The organism is Pseudomonas sp. GNP012 (assembly GCF_054343835.1).
Genome location: NZ_JBTGUU010000001.1, coordinates 5,047,708 through 5,064,624 on the forward strand (window position 1 = coordinate 5,047,708; position 16,917 = coordinate 5,064,624).

The 16,917-nt window shown below is 60.9% G+C and carries 15 protein-coding genes and 1 riboswitch; of the genes, 10 read left to right on the plus strand and 5 right to left on the minus strand.

Annotated elements, in window-relative coordinates:
- Positions 1-140: 140 nt before the first annotated feature.
- From ACXX83_RS22835 to ACXX83_RS22850, 4 genes are all read left to right on the plus strand, one after another.
- Positions 141-1,136 (plus strand): ArsR/SmtB family transcription factor, encoded by a 996-nt coding sequence (locus ACXX83_RS22835; protein ID WP_126048023.1) that lies wholly within the window; start codon positions 141-143, stop codon positions 1,134-1,136.
- Positions 1,137-1,154: 18 nt separating this feature from the next.
- The gene (metK, locus tag ACXX83_RS22840; RefSeq protein ID WP_008050251.1) at positions 1,155-2,345 is read left to right on the plus strand and encodes a methionine adenosyltransferase; all 1,191 of its coding nucleotides are present in this window, start codon (positions 1,155-1,157) and stop codon (positions 2,343-2,345) included.
- A 270-nt stretch (positions 2,346-2,615) separates the two neighbouring features.
- A complete protein-coding gene (gene ligB, locus ACXX83_RS22845) occupies positions 2,616-4,295 on the plus strand; it encodes an NAD-dependent DNA ligase LigB (protein ID WP_458549675.1) in 1,680 nt (559 codons plus the stop codon).
- 96 nt (positions 4,296-4,391) lie between these two features.
- Positions 4,392-4,787: a DUF1090 domain-containing protein gene (locus ACXX83_RS22850; protein WP_458549676.1), complete on the plus strand. Its 396-nt coding sequence runs from the start codon at positions 4,392-4,394 to the stop codon at positions 4,785-4,787.
- A 130-nt stretch (positions 4,788-4,917) separates the two neighbouring features.
- Here ACXX83_RS22850 and ACXX83_RS22855 read toward each other — a convergent pair whose 3' ends face one another.
- A complete protein-coding gene (locus ACXX83_RS22855; protein ID WP_458549677.1) occupies positions 4,918-5,367 on the minus strand; it encodes a c-type cytochrome in 450 nt (149 codons plus the stop codon).
- Positions 5,368-5,495: 128 nt separating this feature from the next.
- Between ACXX83_RS22855 and mltA the strand changes: the two genes are divergently transcribed.
- Entirely contained in the window at positions 5,496-6,680 is a 1,185-nt protein-coding gene (gene mltA, locus ACXX83_RS22860) for a murein transglycosylase A (RefSeq protein ID WP_126048029.1), read from the plus strand.
- 142 nt (positions 6,681-6,822) lie between these two features.
- Here the strand turns inward: mltA and ACXX83_RS22865 are convergent, their stop codons facing one another.
- Entirely contained in the window at positions 6,823-7,206 is a 384-nt protein-coding gene (locus tag ACXX83_RS22865; RefSeq protein ID WP_217836591.1) for an MAPEG family protein, read from the minus strand.
- A 49-nt stretch (positions 7,207-7,255) separates the two neighbouring features.
- The gene (locus tag ACXX83_RS22870) at positions 7,256-8,089 is read right to left on the minus strand and encodes an EamA family transporter (RefSeq protein ID WP_458549678.1); all 834 of its coding nucleotides are present in this window, start codon (positions 8,087-8,089) and stop codon (positions 7,256-7,258) included.
- Positions 8,090-8,408: 319 nt separating this feature from the next.
- On the opposite strand from ACXX83_RS22870, the gene ACXX83_RS22875 reads away from it, so the two are divergent.
- Positions 8,409-9,578, plus strand: coding sequence for an MFS transporter (locus ACXX83_RS22875; RefSeq protein WP_217836593.1), 1,170 nt, complete (start codon positions 8,409-8,411; stop codon positions 9,576-9,578).
- Between the two features lie 3 nt (positions 9,579-9,581).
- Here the strand turns inward: ACXX83_RS22875 and ACXX83_RS22880 are convergent, their stop codons facing one another.
- Positions 9,582-10,478, minus strand: coding sequence for a formate/nitrite transporter family protein (locus ACXX83_RS22880; RefSeq protein ID WP_458549679.1), 897 nt, complete (start codon positions 10,476-10,478; stop codon positions 9,582-9,584).
- Positions 10,479-10,654: 176 nt separating this feature from the next.
- Positions 10,655-11,059 (minus strand): acyl-CoA thioesterase, encoded by a 405-nt coding sequence (locus tag ACXX83_RS22885; protein WP_007975451.1) that lies wholly within the window; start codon positions 11,057-11,059, stop codon positions 10,655-10,657.
- A 198-nt stretch (positions 11,060-11,257) separates the two neighbouring features.
- A riboswitch (S-adenosyl-L-homocysteine riboswitch) is annotated at positions 11,258-11,357 on the plus strand.
- Between the two features lie 23 nt (positions 11,358-11,380).
- On the opposite strand from ACXX83_RS22885, the gene ahcY reads away from it, so the two are divergent.
- From ahcY to rhlE2, 4 genes are all read left to right on the plus strand, one after another.
- Positions 11,381-12,790, plus strand: a complete 1,410-nt coding sequence (gene ahcY, locus ACXX83_RS22890; RefSeq protein WP_007975450.1) for an adenosylhomocysteinase — start codon at positions 11,381-11,383, stop codon at positions 12,788-12,790.
- A 160-nt stretch (positions 12,791-12,950) separates the two neighbouring features.
- Positions 12,951-13,796 carry a methylenetetrahydrofolate reductase [NAD(P)H] gene (metF, locus tag ACXX83_RS22895; RefSeq protein WP_104450110.1) on the plus strand — a complete coding sequence of 282 codons (846 nt, stop codon included), beginning with the start codon at positions 12,951-12,953 and terminating at the stop codon, positions 13,794-13,796.
- A 186-nt stretch (positions 13,797-13,982) separates the two neighbouring features.
- A complete protein-coding gene (locus ACXX83_RS22900; protein WP_458549680.1) occupies positions 13,983-14,798 on the plus strand; it encodes a substrate-binding periplasmic protein in 816 nt (271 codons plus the stop codon).
- A gap of 222 nt (positions 14,799-15,020) precedes the next feature.
- The gene (gene rhlE2, locus ACXX83_RS22905) at positions 15,021-16,883 is read left to right on the plus strand and encodes an RNA helicase RhlE2 (RefSeq protein ID WP_007975446.1); all 1,863 of its coding nucleotides are present in this window, start codon (positions 15,021-15,023) and stop codon (positions 16,881-16,883) included.
- Positions 16,884-16,917 lie beyond the last annotated feature (34 nt).

Consider the following 16,917-nt stretch of genomic DNA (forward strand, 5'->3'; position numbering starts at 1 on the left):
CGTATTCGCCTGATGAAACCTTTCCGCCATCGGTTTGTTGACTGAAGCTAACGTCAAGAAGTGCCATCTATCGAGCAATATCAAAACTTTTTGATATTGCTCTTGCGATGCCTTCGACCCGTGACTAGACTGCCGGCCTTATGAATTTACGCGTGCCCTCCATTCAACATGACGATTGCGATGAGCTGGCGGCCTTGTGCAAGGCTGGCGGCGATCCCCTGCGGTTGAATGTTTTGCGCGCACTGGCCAACGATTCGTTTGGCGTGCTGGAACTGGCGCAGATCTTCGGCATCGGCCAGTCAGGCATGAGCCACCACCTCAAGGTCCTGGCCCAGGCCGGCCTGGTGGCAACGCGCCGCGAAGGCAATGCGATTTTTTACCGTCGCGCCCTGCCCCATACCGAACTGCTGGGCGGCAAATTGCACGCTGCCCTGCTCGAAGAAGTGGACAACCTGACGCTGCCAGCCGATGTGCAGGCGCGCATCGCCCAGGTCCACGGGCAACGGGCAGCCGCCAGCCAGGACTTTTTCTCACGGGTAGCGGAGAAGTTTCGCGCCCAGCAAGACTTGATCGCCGGCCTGCCGCAGTACCGCGAAAGCGTGGTGGCCCTGCTCGACAAGTTGAGCCTGGACAAAGACGCCACGGCCATTGAAGTCGGCCCCGGCGATGGCGCATTCCTGCCGGAACTGGCGCGCCGCTTCTCGCAGGTCACGGCGCTGGACAACAGCACCGCGATGCTCGAACTGGCGCGCCAGGTCTGCGAACGCGACAAGCTGACTAACGTTAGCCTGCAATTGGCCGATGCATTGAACGGCGTCAGCCTCAAGGCCGATTGCGTTGTACTGAACATGGTGCTGCACCATTTTGCCGCACCGGCCGATGCGCTCAAGCACATGGCCAATTTGCTGCAACCAGGCGGTAGCCTGTTGGTGACAGAGTTATGCAGCCACAACCAGAGTTGGGCCAAGGAGGCCTGCGGTGATCTCTGGCTGGGGTTTGAACAGGACGATCTGGCCCGTTGGGCCACCGCTGCGGGACTCGTTCCCGGGGAAAGCCTCTATGTAGGCTTACGTAATGGTTTCCAGATCCAGGTCCGCCACTTTCAGCGACCGGCTGGCGACACTCACCATCGGTAATTTCAGGAAAACATCGAGATGAGCGAATACTCCCTTTTCACCTCCGAGTCCGTGTCTGAAGGGCATCCGGACAAAATCGCCGACCAGATTTCTGATGCGGTGCTGGACGCCATCATTGCTGAAGACAAGTTCGCCCGTGTGGCGTGCGAGACTCTGGTGAAAACGGGCGTGGCCATTATCGCCGGCGAAGTCACCACTTCGGCCTGGGTTGACCTGGAGCAGATCGTTCGTGACGTGATCACCAACATCGGCTACACCAGCTCCGACGTCGGCTTCGACGGCGCCACCTGCGGCGTGATGAACATCATCGGCAAACAGTCCCCTGACATCAACCAGGGTGTCGACCGTGCCAAGCCTGAAGATCAGGGTGCCGGCGACCAGGGCCTGATGTTCGGCTACGCCAGCAACGAAACCGACGTGCTGATGCCTGCGCCTATCACCTTCTCGCACCAGCTGGTGCAGCGCCAGGCCGAAGCCCGCAAATCCGGCCTGCTGCCTTGGCTGCGTCCGGACGCCAAGTCGCAAGTGACCTGCCGCTACGAAAACGGCAAGGTTGTCGGTATCGACGCGGTCGTCCTGTCGACCCAGCACAACCCGGAAGTGTCGTACAACGACCTGCGCGAAGGCGTGATGGAGTTGATCGTCAAGCACGTGCTGCCTGCCGAACTGCTGAGCAAGGACACCCAGTTCCACATCAACCCGACCGGCCAGTTCATCATTGGTGGCCCGGTGGGTGACTGCGGCCTGACCGGTCGCAAGATCATCGTCGACAGCTACGGCGGCATGGCCCGTCACGGCGGTGGCGCGTTCTCCGGTAAGGATCCATCGAAGGTTGACCGTTCGGCGGCCTACGCCGGTCGTTACGTGGCCAAGAACATCGTTGCCGCCGGCCTGGCCGAGCGTTGCGAGATCCAGGTTTCCTACGCGATCGGTGTTGCCCAACCGACTTCGATCTCGTTGAACACCTTCGGCACCGGCAAGATCAGCGACGACAAGATCGTCAAACTGGTTCGCGAAGTGTTCGACCTGCGTCCATACGCGATCACCACCATGCTCGACCTGCTGCACCCGATGTACCAGGAAACCGCTGCGTACGGCCACTTCGGTCGCACCCCGGCAACCAAGACCGTTGGTGACGACACCTTCACCACGTTCACCTGGGAAAAAACCGACCGCGCCGACGCCCTGCGTTCTGCTGCCGGCCTGTAAGACGTCCCCGCAACACTCCAAGCCCCGCACGGTTCGCGCCCTGCGGGGCTTTTTATTGGGGGTTCGCTTTACACCGCGTCGCAGCCTTCGCGGGCAAGCCCGCTCCCACAGTTGACGGCGGTGTTCCGACTAACTCATAACCCTGTGGGAGCGGGCTTGCTCGCGAAGAGGCCCGCCCAGTCACCAGAAACACTCGGTAAAAACCCCACCCGCTGCACCAACAGATACTGACCTAGCCTTCACGCACCTCACCGAGCAAGGACGCTCAAGATGCTTCCCGACCTGCGCCTGTTTTTCGCCGCCCTGCTGACCCTTGCCTGCCTGAATGCCAGCGCCACCGAGTGCCCGGACTGGCCATCCGAACGCGCTCTGAAGGAAGTCGGCACACTGCAGCAGCAGATCGACTCATGGGACGACAGCTATCACCGCCAGGGACATTCACTGGTCGCCGATGAACTCTACGACCAGTCCCGCGCGCGACTCACCCAATGGCGCCACTGCTTCAACCTGAACCCGCCCGCAGACCCCTTGCGCACCGCGCGCGGCGCGCTGCCCCACCCCATCGCCCACACCGGCCTGGGCAAACTGCATGATCGACCCGCCGTCGAAAAATGGCTGCGTGACCGGGTGGACGTCTGGGCCCAGCCTAAAATCGACGGGGTGGCGGTGACCCTGGTTTACCGTAATGGTCAGTTGGCCCAGGCCATCAGCCGCGGCGACGGCGAGAGCGGTCAGGACTGGACGGCTCCGGCACGACAGATTCCGGCCATCCCGCAGCAGCTATCCCGGCCTCGGGATTTGCTCGTGCAAGGCGAACTGTATTGGCGCCTGACCGATCATGTGCAGGCCCGGGCCGGCAGCCTCAACGCCCGCGCCACGGTGGCGGGACTGATGGCGCGCAAGGTCTTGAGCAACGAACAGGCCGCCGGCATCGACCTGTTTGTCTGGGACTGGCCCCAAGGGCCGGCAAGCACTCTCGCCCGGGCAGAAGCACTGGCGGAGCTGGGCTTCCCGGATACCACAGCCTACAGCCAGCCAATCACCTCCGTCTTCGATGCCGAACGCTGGCGCGAACACTGGTATCGCACCTCCCTGCCCTTTGCCAGCGACGGCATCGTCCTGCGCCAGAACCAGCGCCCGGCCGCCGAACGCTGGCAAGCCCGGCCACCCTACTGGGCTATCGCCTGGAAATATCCCTTCGCCCAGGCACTGGCCGAAGTCCGCCACGTTCATTTCAAAATCGGCCGGACCGGGCGGATCACTCCGGTGCTTGAACTGACCCCGGTGATGCTCGATGACCGGCAGATCAACCGCGTCAGCGTCGGCTCGTTGCAACGCTGGCGGGCGCTGGACATACGTCCGGGTGATCAGGTCGCCATCAGCCTGGCCGGGCTGACCATTCCCAGGCTCGATAGCGTAGTGTTGCGCAGCAGCGAGCGCGCCGAATTGAATGTGCCGAAGGCAGCGGACTTTCATTCATTGAGTTGCTGGCAGCCAACTCCGGGTTGTGAGGGCCAATTTCTAGCACGCCTGACCTGGCTCAGCGGCAAACAGGGTCTGGCGCTACCCTATGTCGGTCCGGGCACTTGGGAAAAACTTCTTGCAACAGGTCGCCTGAACGGTCTGCTGGATTGGTTGACCCTTGATGCCCAAGAGCTTGCTACCATTGACGGTTTCGGCGAACGCGGTGCGGCTCGCCTTGCAGACAGCTTCGACCGGGCCCGGCAACGCCCGTTCGCGCACTGGCTGAAAGCCCTGGGATTGCCGCCGACAGGTCCGGTGCCTCTCGGCGATTCATGGCAGACGCTGGCGCAGCGAGACATCGAGCAATGGCAGGCCGAGGCCGGTATCGGGCCGGGACGCGCGGCGCAACTGAACGCTTTTTTCCGCGATCCGCAGGTCCTAGCCTTGAGTGAAACGTTACGTGAAGCGGGGATTGACGGCTTTTAGCTGCCGGCCCTGTGCCCACCGGGAACCCCTGGGGACCGCTGGGCTCCAACAAGCCATTGCCACACCGGCCCGCTTGCCTTCTTACATGGAGCTTTTATGAAATTTCTTTCACCGCTCGCCCTCCTGGCCCTGTGCAGCATGCTGGCAACCCCGTTGATGGCGGACGAGGAAGCGCCGGGGCTGTCCGGTTGCGCAGCCAAGAAGCAAGGTATCGTCAACCAGATCGAATTGGCCAAGGTCCACGGCAACGCCGACCAGCAGGCCGGCCTGGAAAAGGCCCTGAGCGAAGTCGAAGCCAACTGCACCGACGCCTCGCTGAAGAAGGAGCGGGAAAACAAGGTGCTCGACGCCAGGCACGAAGTCAGCAAGCGTCAGGCAGACCTCGACAAGGCCATGAGCAAAGGCGACCCCGACAAGATCAACACGCGCAAAGACAAACTCGCCGATGCCCGCAAGGAATTGCAGGACGCTTTGGATGAGCTGGAGAAGTAAGCACTGGCAACGAACATGGATCTTTGGTGCTACTAAAGCAGCCTTCGCGAGCAAGCCCGCTCCCACAGAGTTATGAGACCACCTGTGGGAGCGGGCTTGCTCGCGAAGACGTCAGACCGAACAACGCCACTCAATGATCCCGAAACGCCTTATGACACGCACTGCAAGCATCTTCGACTTTCTGCACCGCCGGCCCCAGGTTGCTGGCCTTGTAGGGTTGAATCTGACTGGCGATCACCAATTCATCGGTGGCGGATTCAAGATCGCGGGCCATGCCCTGAAAGCGTGCCTGCTGCTCCCAGACATCGCTCTTGGCGCTGGTGTGATCCTCCTCGCGCGCCTGCGGAAAATGCTGCCACGGCTCACGGGACAATCCATCGAGCTTCACCGCGCCCTCGGCGAATTTCGGACCATCGAACGGGATACGCCCGCGCAACATGCCGCCCAGGTCTTCGCCGGTCTTGAGCATCTGCTTGAAAATGGCTTTGCGCTGACCGAGCGGCGAGTTGGGGTCAACACCGCCACAAGCGGACAATGTCACGCAGGCCAGCAATACAACAGAAAGTCTTTTAAGAGTCATGGTGGCTTCAGGTCACGGGAAACGGCGGCCAGTATCCTCGCGTCATCGGCAAAGACCAATAGCCCTATTATCAATAAGGGTTGCTTGAGCGCATGGAGCGATCAGGCAACCGGCAAAGGAATCACTCCATGAACAGCCGTTTCAAGGCATGGCGTCACAGCCTGGCCTGGACCCTGCCAATGATGGCCCTGCTCGCAGGCTGCACCGGCGGCGACAAGCAACAACCGAAAACCCATGCCCTGGCCACTTACTCCAGCGCCACATGGGAAGCGCTGCCGGCGGTGTCCGACACCGACCTGGTCGCCGGTTTCGGCTCCTGGCGCAGCGCCTGCACCCGACTCAAGGCCGACCCGGTCTGGGGTGGCACCTGCGCGGCGGCGGCCAACGTGCCGCAAACCGCCAGCGACATTCGCGGTTTTCTCAAACAGAATCTCGATGTGTATGGCCTGCGCGCCGCCAACGACAACCCCAACGGCTTGATCACCGGCTACTACGAGCCGGTCTATCCGGGCAGCCTGACCCAGACCGGCACGGCCAATGTCCCGGTCTATGGCGTCCCAGAAGACATGATCATTGTCGCCCTCGACAGTATTTACCCGGAACTCAAGGGCAAACGCCTGCGCGGTCGACTTGAAGGTCGCGTGCTCAAGCCGTACGACGATGCGGCCACCATCGAGAGCAAAGGGGTCAAGGCACCGGTCGTGGCCTGGCTGACCGATCCGATGAACCTGCAATTCCTGCAAATCCAGGGCTCGGGTCGTATCCAGCTCGATAACGGCCGCCAGTTGCGCATCGCCTATGCCGACCAGAACGGCCATCCGTATCGACCGATCGGCCGCTGGCTGGTGGAACAGGGCGAGTTGAAAAAAGAAGACGTGACCATGGGCGCCATCAGCACCTGGGCCAAGGCCAATCCGTCGCGGATTCCCGAATTGCTCGGCAGCAACCCCAGCTATGTGTTCTTCACCCGTAACCCGGACAGTAACGAAGGTCCGCGCGGTTCGTTGAACGTACCGCTGACCGCCGGTTACAGCGCAGCCGTGGATCGCAAGGTGATTCCACTGGGCAGCCTGCTGTGGCTGTCCACCACCAGGCCGGACGGCACAGCCCTGGTTCGCCCCGTAGCAGCACAGGACACCGGTGGTGCAATTGCCGGTGAAGTCCGAGCGGATCTGTTCTGGGGCACCGGCGATGCAGCCGGGCAACTGGCCGGGGACATGAAACAGCAGGGGCAGATCTGGATGCTCTGGCCCAAAGGTGCGGCGTTGCCGCAAGTGCCGCAGGTGGCCGATGCGGTTAAAACCAATCCTTGAGTCTCGCATCGCCTGACAGATAGCTTTCGCGAGCAAGCCCGTTCCCACACCGGATCACTGTCGAACACAGAATCTGTGTCCACTGAGGATCAAATGTGGGAGCGGGCTTGCTCGCGAAGAGGCCTTGATTAGCGCCTGAGACTCAGACGGACACCACAAAGAAACTCACGATCAACGCCATCCCCACGAACCACATCAACGACCGCAGCATCGCCAGGTCCGCCAGATAGAAAATGATGAAAAGCAGACGGCTGGTGATGAACAGCACCGACAACACATTGATGGTCACCAATTCGGCGTTGCCCGCCAGGTGCGCCACGATCACCGCGGCTGCAAACGCCGGCGTCACCTCAAAACTGTTCAGCTGCGCCGCATTTGCCCGCTTGCCCAAACCCTCCAGGGAATCGAGAAACCCTCGTGGATCATGATTGTCTTTGAGTCGGAACCCGCCACTGACCTTCGCGACACCCGTGCACAGATACGGCAGGAAGATCGCAATCAAAATGCACCACAGAGCAACCGTCATTACGCAGTCCCTTCTTCAAGTTGTAGAAAATCGAATCCATCAACGGCGATCAAAACTTCATCACCAGTATGCCGATCAGCACCAGCCCACAGGCTAAGAGGCGTGGCCCGCCAAAAGGTTCTTTGAGGTAACGCATGCCAAACAGCACCACCAGAATGACGCTGATCTCGCGCAACGCCGCCGCTTCTGCAATCGAGCCCAATTGCATCGCCCACAGCACCAGAGCGTAGCTGAACAACACGCAAAACCCGACCGCCAGGCCCAGGCGCCACTGCTCGCGCCAGAACAGCATGAACGCGGGGCGCTTGCGTACCCATGCCAACAATGGAAACGGCCAGGCACTGAGCAAGGTGACCCAGACCAGGTAATCCAGTGGATGGGACCAGCGCCGCAAGGCCTGACCGTCGATGTAGGTGTAGCAACCGATGCACAGGCCGATCAACGCCACCACCGGCAGCATCGACCAGGGTAAACGCGCACCGCCACCGCCCTGCCAGAGCAGGCACAGCATGCCGAACGGGATCAGCAGGATTCCGAAAATCTGCTGATGGGTCAGCACCTCCCCGGCAAAAATCAGCGTCAGAGCCAGCACCACCAACGGTGACAGGCCGCGCATCAGCGGATAAACCAGCCCGAGGTCGCCGACCCGATAGGCCTGGATCAGCAAGTAGCGATAGAGCAACTCGAACGCTGCCGAGGCCAGGATCCACGGCCAGATCTCCAGCGGCGGCATGCTCAGGAACGGCACCATCAGCGCGACAAAGAGCAGCGCCACGCTGTCCATGCAGGCCACCACCAACAGCCGCTCCGCACTGAACTTGATCAGGGTATTCCACGCCGCGTGCAACAGCGCCGCCACCAACACCAACGCCGTCGCAAGCACGGCCTACTCCTTTTGTTGTCTACACGATCCCTGTAGGAGCGAGCTTGCTCGCGATGGACGTTAACGATAACGCGTGCTGTCTGGATAAACGCGTCGACTTGACGTCTTTCGCGAGCAAGCTCGCTCCTACAGAGAATCCGGGTAGAGAATTGATTCGCCATATGTCAGCAGCTGTTTATACTGCAAACGACCACGCCGCACTCAGTTGCGCACAGACCAATTCCAATAAAAATCCTGCACGACCCGCTCTCGTCGAGAACGGTCGTCGGCCTGCGTATGCCTGATCACAGCGTCAAGACTACCGACAGAGACCTTGCGCATGCCACTCGCTTTGCTTGCCCTCGCTGTTGCCGCCTTCGGCATCGGCACCACCGAATTCGTCATCATGGGCCTGTTGCCCGACGTCGCCCGCGATCTCGGCGTCAGCATTCCCGATGCCGGATTGCTGATCACCGGTTACGCCCTGGGTGTGGTGTTCGGTGCACCGATCCTCGCCGTCGGCACCGCCAACATGCCGCGCAAAGCCACCCTGCTGGGCATGACGCTGATGTTCATCCTCGGCAATATGCTCTGCGCGCTGGCACCGAATTACGCCACGCTGATGGCCGCGCGGGTGATCACGGCACTCTGCCACGGCGCATTTTTCGGCATCGGTTCGGTGGTGGCTGCAGGACTGGTTGCCCCCAACAAACGGGCCCAGGCGATTGCCATGATGTTCACCGGCCTGACCCTGGCCAACGTGCTCGGCGTGCCATTGGGTACCGCGCTCGGGCAATACGCGGGTTGGCGCTCGACGTTCTGGGCGGTGTCGGTGATCGGTGTGCTGGCCGCGATTGCGCAATGGGTCTGGCTACCGAAAAACATCGCGATGGATAAAGCCAACCTGGCCAGCGAGTTCAAGGTGCTGGGCAAGGCCAATGTGCTGCTGGCCCTGGGCATGAGCGTGCTGGCCTCGACCAGCCTGTTCAGTGTGTTCACTTACATCGCGCCGATCCTGCAGGACATCACTGGCGTCAGCCCCCACGGCGTCACCATCATGTTGCTGCTGTTCGGCGTTGGCTTGACCGCCGGCAGCATGCTCGGCGGTCGTCTGGCGGACAGCCGCTTGCTGCCATCGCTGGTGGGCATGGCATTGGCGGTGCTGGTGGTGCTGGCGGCATTCACACAAACCAGCCAATCGGTGATCCCGGCGGCAATCACACTGGTACTGTGGGGGACTTTCGCCTTCGCGCTGTGCCCGATCCTGCAACTGCTGATCATCGATCAGGCCCATGAAGCACCGAACCTCGGCTCAACGCTGAACCAGAGTGCCTTCAACCTCGGCAACGCCGCCGGCGCATGGATTGGCGGCCTGGTAGTGGCCAGCGGCGCGAACCTGGCGGACTTGCCATGGACCGGCGCACTGGTCAGCGGCTTGACCGTGCTGACCGCACTGTTCTTCATCTATCGCCAGCGTCGCGGTGCGGCTGCGCTGAATGTAGCGGGCTGAGCATCACCTTGATGTTTTTTTGATCTTCTGCGGATCAGCAGCTTCGCTCTGATCCGCTGATGCTTTCGGTGGCCCGCTTTCGCTGCGAATCTGCGCATGACTGATCAGCGCGAAAATAAAGCTGCCACCAATGATGTTCCCCGCCAGCGTCGGTCCGGCGAACACCAGCCAGAAGTCCCTCCACGGCAACTCGCCGGCAAACACCAGATACGAAACCTCCAGCGACCCGACGACGATGTGGGTGAAGTCTCCCAGCGCCATGAGGTAGGTGATGAGGATGATGATCCACATCTTGGCGCTCTCCATGGATGGAATCATCCAGACCATGGTCGCGATCATCCAGCCGGAAACGATGCCCTTGGCGAACATCTGGCTGGCGTGGTTTTCCATGACCTTGCGGCCGATATCGAGGAAGGCGACGTCGGTCTTGCTGTCGAAAATCGGCAGTTCCAGCATCACGTACGCCACCAGCAAGGTGCCGCAGAGGTTACCGATCAGCACCACCGTCCACAGCCGCAATAGACGGCCGAAGTTGGTCAGGGTCGGTTTGGTCATCACCGGCAGCACGGCGGTCAGGGTGTTTTCGGTGAACAGTTGCTGACGAGCGAGGATCACCGCGAGGAAACCGGCGCAATAACCGAAACTGGCGATCACCTTGAATCCCTCGCCGTCCGGCAGGCGCGAATTGAGCAGGCCCATGCCCATCAGCGACAGGCCCATGGTCAACCCCGCCGCCAGCGCCGACCACCACAAAGCGGCAATGCTGCGCTCGAGCTCCTGATCGCCCTGGGTGCGGATGATCTCGTGCAACACTGCGGCGCGGGGCGGCTGGCTCTTTTCGACTTCATGCTCTTCTTGCGCCGAAAGGTTCGGGGTCTTGCCGTCTTGTGCCGAGTTCATGATGTGCGCAACCAGTGGCGGGCTATTTAGCTACGACACGCGGGGTTCACGGCTGTTCAGTGCCCAGACAAATCTTCGGCGAATACAGAACCGCTTTCGCGAGCAAGCCCGCTCCCACATTGGAATGTGTTTCAAATGTGGGAGCGGGCTTGCTCGCGAAGAAAACGACGCCGATCTTACTGAACGGCGTCATCGTCCTGGAACTGGTCTTTGACGTACTTGATCTCGGTTCGGCCGTGGGGCGCCGGCAAGCCGTCTTCACCGAGGTTGACGAAGACCATTTTCTCGACCGTGAGGATGCTCTTGCGGGTGATCTTGTTGCGCACTTCGCAGGTCAGGGTGATCGAGGTACGGCCGAACTCGGTGGCGGTAATGCCCAGTTCGATGATGTCGCCCTGGCGCGAGGCGCTGACGAAGTTGATTTCGGAAATGTACTTGGTCACTACACGCTGGTTGCCCAACTGGACGATGGCGTAGATCGCCGCCTCTTCGTCGATCCAGCGCAGCAGGCTGCCGCCGAACAAAGTGCCATTAGGATTGAGGTCTTCGGGTTTGACCCATTTGCGGGTGTGGAAATTCATGTTCACTCCTGAGCGCCTTGCCGAATGATGCTGACCATCATGGCAGAGCCCGACCCAGAGCTCTATTGAGCATCGACTATGGTCTCGATTACCGTTCGGACATTGACCGACAGAAACACTTTGGAAGATCAGCATAGCCCGCTATAATCGCCACCGTTTCAAAACGGTCATCATCACTTGATACCGTTTTCCCGCCACCTGTCCGAGGGGCGCTGCAGCAGGTTCGACCTGTCAGGCTCGGATGGGGCGTTGCCTGGCCTTAAGCCAGACACTAAACGCACAACGGCGCCCATTCGCATACATTACGAATGGAGGCTCTTCATGAGCGCTGTTATCACGCCTGCAGATTTTACCGATTACAAAGTCGCCGACATGTCCCTGGCTGCCTGGGGCCGTCGCGAAACCATCATCGCCGAGTCCGAAATGCCAGCCCTGATGGGTCTGCGTCGCAAGTACTCCGAAGAGCAACCGCTCAAGGGCGCGAAGATCCTCGGCTGCATCCACATGACCATTCAGACTGCCGTGCTGATCGAAACCCTGGTTGCCCTGGGTGCCGAAGTGCGCTGGTCGTCCTGCAACATTTTCTCGACTCAGGATCAGGCCGCCGCTTCCATCGCCGCAGCCGGCATCCCGGTTTTCGCCTGGAAGGGTGAAACCGAACAAGAGTACGAGTGGTGCCTGGAGCAAACCATCCTCAAGGATGGCCAGCCATGGGACGCCAACATGATCCTCGACGACGGCGGCGACCTGACCGAACTGCTGCACAAGAAGTACCCACAGGTTCTGGATCGCGTCCACGGCGTGACCGAAGAAACCACCACCGGCGTTCACCGCCTGCTGGACATGCTGGCCAAGGGCGAGCTGAAAATCCCGGCCATCAACGTCAACGACTCGGTGACCAAGAGCAAGAACGACAACAAGTACGGCTGCCGTCACAGCCTGAACGATGCCATCAAGCGCGGCACCGACCACCTGCTGTCCGGCAAGCAAGCGCTGGTCATCGGCTACGGTGACGTGGGCAAGGGTTCCGCTCAGTCCCTGCGTCAGGAAGGCATGATCGTCAAGGTTTCCGAAGTTGACCCGATCTGCGCCATGCAAGCCTGCATGGACGGTTTCGAAGTGGTTTCGCCGTTCATCGACGGTATCAACAACGGTACCGAAGCCAGCATCGACAAGGCACTGCTGGGCAAGATCGACCTGATCGTGACCACCACCGGCAACGTCAATGTTTGCGATTCGAACATGCTCAAGGCCCTGAAGAAGCGCGCTGTTGTCTGCAACATCGGCCACTTCGACAACGAAATCGACACCGCTTTCATGCGCAAGAACTGGGCATGGGAAGAAGTGAAGCCACAGGTTCACAAGATCCACCGTACCGGCGCTGGCGATTTCGACCCACAGAACGACGACTACCTGATCCTGCTGGCCGAAGGCCGCCTGGTTAACCTGGGCAACGCCACCGGCCACCCGAGCCGCATCATGGACGGTTCGTTCGCCAACCAGGTTCTGGCGCAGATCTTCCTGTTCGGCCAGAAGTACGCCGACCTGTCGCCAGCCCAGAAAGCCGAGCGTCTGACCGTTGAAGTACTGCCGAAGAAACTCGACGAAGAAGTGGCCCTGGAAATGGTCCGTGGCTTCGGCGGCGTCGTGACTCAACTGACCAAGACCCAGGCCGACTACATCGGCGTGACCGTCGAAGGTCCGTTCAAGCCGCACGCTTACCGCTACTGATCGGTTCTGCTGCCTGCTCTCCCTGTGGGAGCGGGCTTGCTCGCGAAAGCGGTTTATCATTCAACATTAATGTCGACTGACCCACCGCTTTCGCGAGCAAGCCCGCTCCCACATGGGATATGCAAGCCTCACAGGCTTACGCGTTTTCAAGGGTATTCCCATGTCCCAAGATCGTCGCTACAGCTTCGAGTTCTTCCCTACGAAGACCGATGCTGGGCATGAAAAGCTGCTCGCCACTGCCCGTCAGCTGGCTATCTACAACCCCGATTTCTTCTCCTGCACCTATGGCGCCGGCGGTTCGACCCGTGATCGCACGCTGAACACCGTGTTGCAGCTGGAAAGCGAAGTCAAAATCCCTGCCGCTCCGCATCTGTCCTGCGTGGGCGACAGCAAAGACGACCTGCGTGGTCTGCTGGCCCAGTACAAGGCCGCCGGCATCAAGCGCATCGTTGCCCTGCGCGGTGACCTGCCTTCGGGCATGGGCATGGCCAGTGGCGAAATGCGCCACGCCAATGACCTGGTTGAGTTCATTCGTGAAGAAACCGGCGACCATTTCCACATCGAAGTCGCCGCCTACCCGGAAATGCATCCGCAAGCGCGCAATTTCGAAGACGATGTCGCCAACTTCGTGCGCAAGGCCAACGCCGGCGCCGACAGCGCGATCACCCAGTACTTCTTCAACGCCGACTGCTACTTCTACTTCGTGGAACGCGTGCGGGCATTGGGCGTGGACATCCCGATCGTGCCGGGCATCATGCCGATCACCAACTACAGCAAGCTGGCGCGCTTCTCCGATGCCTGCGGTGCGGAAATCCCGCGCTGGATCCGCAAGCAACTGGAAGCCTACGGCGACGACACCCAGAGCATTCAGCGCTTTGGCGAACAGGTCATCACCGAGATGTGCGAACAACTGCTGCAAGGTGGCGCTCCAGGGCTGCACTTCTACACGCTGAACCAGGCTGAAGCGAGCCTGGCGGTGTGGAACAACCTGAAGTTGCCGCGTTAAGCAAAGCAAGATCAAAAGATCGCAGCCAGCGGCAGCTCCTACAGGGAAATGTGTATTCCCTGTAGGAGCTGCCGCTGGCTGCGATCTTTTGCTTCAACGCACTATAAATGTGCAGCAATCCACGGAGTTAGAGCATCTGCGGTCAGTTTCTGGCTCTTTCCGGTTTCTCGTCGTAATCTCAAGCCCATGCCTTTGATCACGCAGTTAATCGCCGTGCTTGTCTTCACTTGCCTGAGCTTCACCGCCCGGGGCGAGAAGTTGCGCATTGTCACCGAGCCGTGGGCGCCTTATGTGTACGAGGACAACGGCAAATCACTGGGGCTGGACTACGAAACCACCGCCATTGTCTTCAAGCGCCTGGGCATCGAAGTGGAGTGGCAGTTCCTGCCATGGAAACGCTGCCTGTCGATGCTTGAATCAGGCCAGGCCGACGGCGCGCTGGACATCTTTCACAGCGATGAGCGTGATGCGACCCTTCTCTACCCCAGCGAACCACTGTCTGAAGTGCAGTTCGTGTTGTTCTACGCCAATGAGCGGCCCCATCCGTTTCGCACCCTTGATGACTTGCGCGGCCTGACCATCGGCACCTCGCCGGGTTACCTGTACAGCAAGGACTTCAGCGACTCCACGTTGTTCACTCGCGAGCCGGCGCCCACCCACGAAGCCAACTTCGGCAAACTGCTGCGCGGACGGATTGACCTTTTGATTACCGACCGCCGGGTCGGCCAGCATTTGCTCGATGAACTGGGCATCCGCGACAAGATCACCGAAAACCCCACGATCATCAGCCAGCAAAGCCAGTTTCTCGCGGTGCGGCGCAATGCGGGCATGGATCTGCTGGTGCAACGTTTCGGCGCCGAACTCAAGCGCTTCAAGCGCGAACCCGCCTACGCCGAACTGAGCGCCCGCTATGGCGCGGAACCGGCCGTGAACATGAAGACTGAAAAGGCTACGGCCGCCACGGAAAAAACCGTTGAGCAGCAGGAAAGCGGCGCGCAGTGATTGCTCTGTTATACTCCGGCCTTCCCGCCAGGCTCACGCCCGGACGCCCGGAATCGTTAAAGGCATCTCAACCCCGCTACTGCGCAGCTTTCAGCCCGCGCGAGCGCTTGCAGACGAGCCTTCGAGACCCAGCAGGACCGGACGGGATTGCGTCCTCTTAAACGCAATTCGCGCCAGGCAAGACTCCCATTGGGCCAAGCCCTAACTAAAACAGGATTACTCATGTCCTTTGCTTCCCTCGGTCTCTCCGAGGCTTTAGTCCGCGCCATCGAGGCAGCGGGCTATACCGAGCCTACTCCGGTGCAACAGCGGGCCATTCCCGCCGTGTTGCAAGGTCGCGACCTGATGGTCGCGGCACAGACAGGTACTGGTAAAACCGGTGGTTTCGCCCTTCCGATCCTGGAGCGGTTGTTCCCCAACGGTCACCCGGACAAATCCCAGCGTCACGGCCCGCGCCAACCGCGCGTGCTGGTCCTGACCCCGACTCGCGAACTCGCCGCGCAAGTGCATGAAAGCTTCAAGGTCTATGCCCGTGACCTGAAGTTCGTCAGCGCCTGCATCTTCGGTGGTGTCGGCATGAACCCGCAGGTTCAGGCCATGTCCCGTGGCGTAGACGTACTGGTGGCCTGCCCTGGCCGCCTGCTCGACCTGGCCGGCCAAGGCAGCGTCGATCTGTCCCACGTGGAAATCCTCGTGCTGGACGAGGCCGACCGCATGCTCGACATGGGTTTCGTCCATGACGTGAAAAAGGTCCTGGCCCGCCTGCCGGCCAAACGCCAGAACCTGCTGTTCTCGGCGACCTTCTCCAAGGACATCACCGACCTCGCCGGCAAGCTGCTGCACAACCCGGAACGCATCGAAGTCACGCCGCCGAACACCACGGTCGAGCGCATCGAACAACGCGTATTCCGTCTGCCGGCCAGCCACAAGCGTGCCTTGCTGGCGCACCTGATCACCGCTGGCGCCTGGGAACAGGTGCTGGTGTTCACCCGCACCAAGCACGGCGCCAACCGACTGGCCGAGTACCTGGACAAACACGGCCTGAGCGCTGTCGCGATCCACGGTAACAAGAGCCAGAATGCCCGCACCAAAGCCCTGGCCGACTTCAAGGCCGGCACCGTGCGCATCCTGGTGGCCACCGACATCGCCGCCCGCGGCCTGGACATCGACCAGTTGCCACACGTGGTCAACTTCGAACTGCCGAATGTCGATGAAGACTACGTGCACCGTATCGGCCGTACCGGCCGTGCCGGTCGTTCGGGCGAGGCGATTTCGCTGGTCGCCCCGGACGAAGAAAAACTGCTGAAAAGCATCGAACGCATGACCAAACAGAAAATCGCCGACGGCGACCTGATGGGCTTCGATGCAAGCACCATCGAGGCGGAAAAGCCTGAAGTGCGCGAGCGTCCGGACATGCGTAACCCGCGCAATCCGCGTGGCCCGCGCGGCGACGGCCCGAACGGCAGCGGTGGTGGCGGCGGTCGCAAGGACAAAGGCAAGGACAAGGGCAAGGAAAAACCGGCCGGCGAACGCGGCGAGCGCCCTGCCCGTCAGCAGAAGCCACGTGAAGGCACTCCGGCTCGCGAACAGCGTCCGAGCCAACCGCCACGTGCCGCCGCTGACCGTGCCCCGGACGAGTTCCTGGACGACGATATCGATAACTTCGGTAACCGCGTCGACTACGTACCGCAGCAGAAACCCGCGCAAGGTCGTGGTCGTCGTCCGGGTGCTCCGGCACAAGGCACCGCCGCAGGCACTCCACGTTCCGGCAAGCCACAAGGTCGCCAGAATGGTCCGCGCAATAGCGATGGCGCCAGCACCGGCACCCCACCGGCCAAGCGTAACGGGCCTCGCAGTGGCGCACCGCGCGATGGCCAGGCCCGCCGCGAAGACTCACGCAATCGCCGCCCGGCCCGTGACGACCAGCCTCGTTCGGAACCAGCTGTGCAGAACCCGCGCGGCCCGGCACCAAAGATCATGCACAAGGAATCGAAAGCCGACCGCTTCCCGACACCTGAGCAGCTGGATCAACTGCCAAGCCGTCCTCGTGGTGAAAAACCAGCGCTGCTGACCCGCAATCGCTGATTTGTCGCTGCAATAAAAAATGCCCCGGTTTGTG

Excerpts from the sequence above, each read along its gene's own strand:
- ACXX83_RS22875 (WP_217836593.1), top strand. The coding sequence starts at position 8,409 with ATGCCACTCGCTTTGCTTGCCCTCGCTGTTGCCGCCTTCGGCATCGGC.
- ACXX83_RS22880 (WP_458549679.1), bottom strand. The coding sequence starts at position 10,478 with ATGAACTCGGCACAAGACGGCAAGACCCCGAACCTTTCGGCGCAAGAA.
- metF (WP_104450110.1), top strand. The coding sequence starts at position 12,951 with ATGTCCCAAGATCGTCGCTACAGCTTCGAGTTCTTCCCTACGAAGACC.
- ligB (WP_458549675.1), top strand. The coding sequence starts at position 2,616 with ATGCTTCCCGACCTGCGCCTGTTTTTCGCCGCCCTGCTGACCCTTGCC.
- mltA (WP_126048029.1), top strand. The coding sequence starts at position 5,496 with ATGAACAGCCGTTTCAAGGCATGGCGTCACAGCCTGGCCTGGACCCTG.
- ACXX83_RS22850 (WP_458549676.1), top strand. The coding sequence starts at position 4,392 with ATGAAATTTCTTTCACCGCTCGCCCTCCTGGCCCTGTGCAGCATGCTG.
- ahcY (WP_007975450.1), top strand. The coding sequence starts at position 11,381 with ATGAGCGCTGTTATCACGCCTGCAGATTTTACCGATTACAAAGTCGCC.
- ACXX83_RS22855 (WP_458549677.1), bottom strand. The coding sequence starts at position 5,367 with ATGACTCTTAAAAGACTTTCTGTTGTATTGCTGGCCTGCGTGACATTG.
- ACXX83_RS22835 (WP_126048023.1), top strand. The coding sequence starts at position 141 with ATGAATTTACGCGTGCCCTCCATTCAACATGACGATTGCGATGAGCTG.
- metK (WP_008050251.1), top strand. The coding sequence starts at position 1,155 with ATGAGCGAATACTCCCTTTTCACCTCCGAGTCCGTGTCTGAAGGGCAT.
- ACXX83_RS22900 (WP_458549680.1), top strand. The coding sequence starts at position 13,983 with ATGCCTTTGATCACGCAGTTAATCGCCGTGCTTGTCTTCACTTGCCTG.
- rhlE2 (WP_007975446.1), top strand. The coding sequence starts at position 15,021 with ATGTCCTTTGCTTCCCTCGGTCTCTCCGAGGCTTTAGTCCGCGCCATC.
- ACXX83_RS22885 (WP_007975451.1), bottom strand. The coding sequence starts at position 11,059 with ATGAATTTCCACACCCGCAAATGGGTCAAACCCGAAGACCTCAATCCT.
- ACXX83_RS22865 (WP_217836591.1), bottom strand. The coding sequence starts at position 7,206 with ATGACGGTTGCTCTGTGGTGCATTTTGATTGCGATCTTCCTGCCGTAT.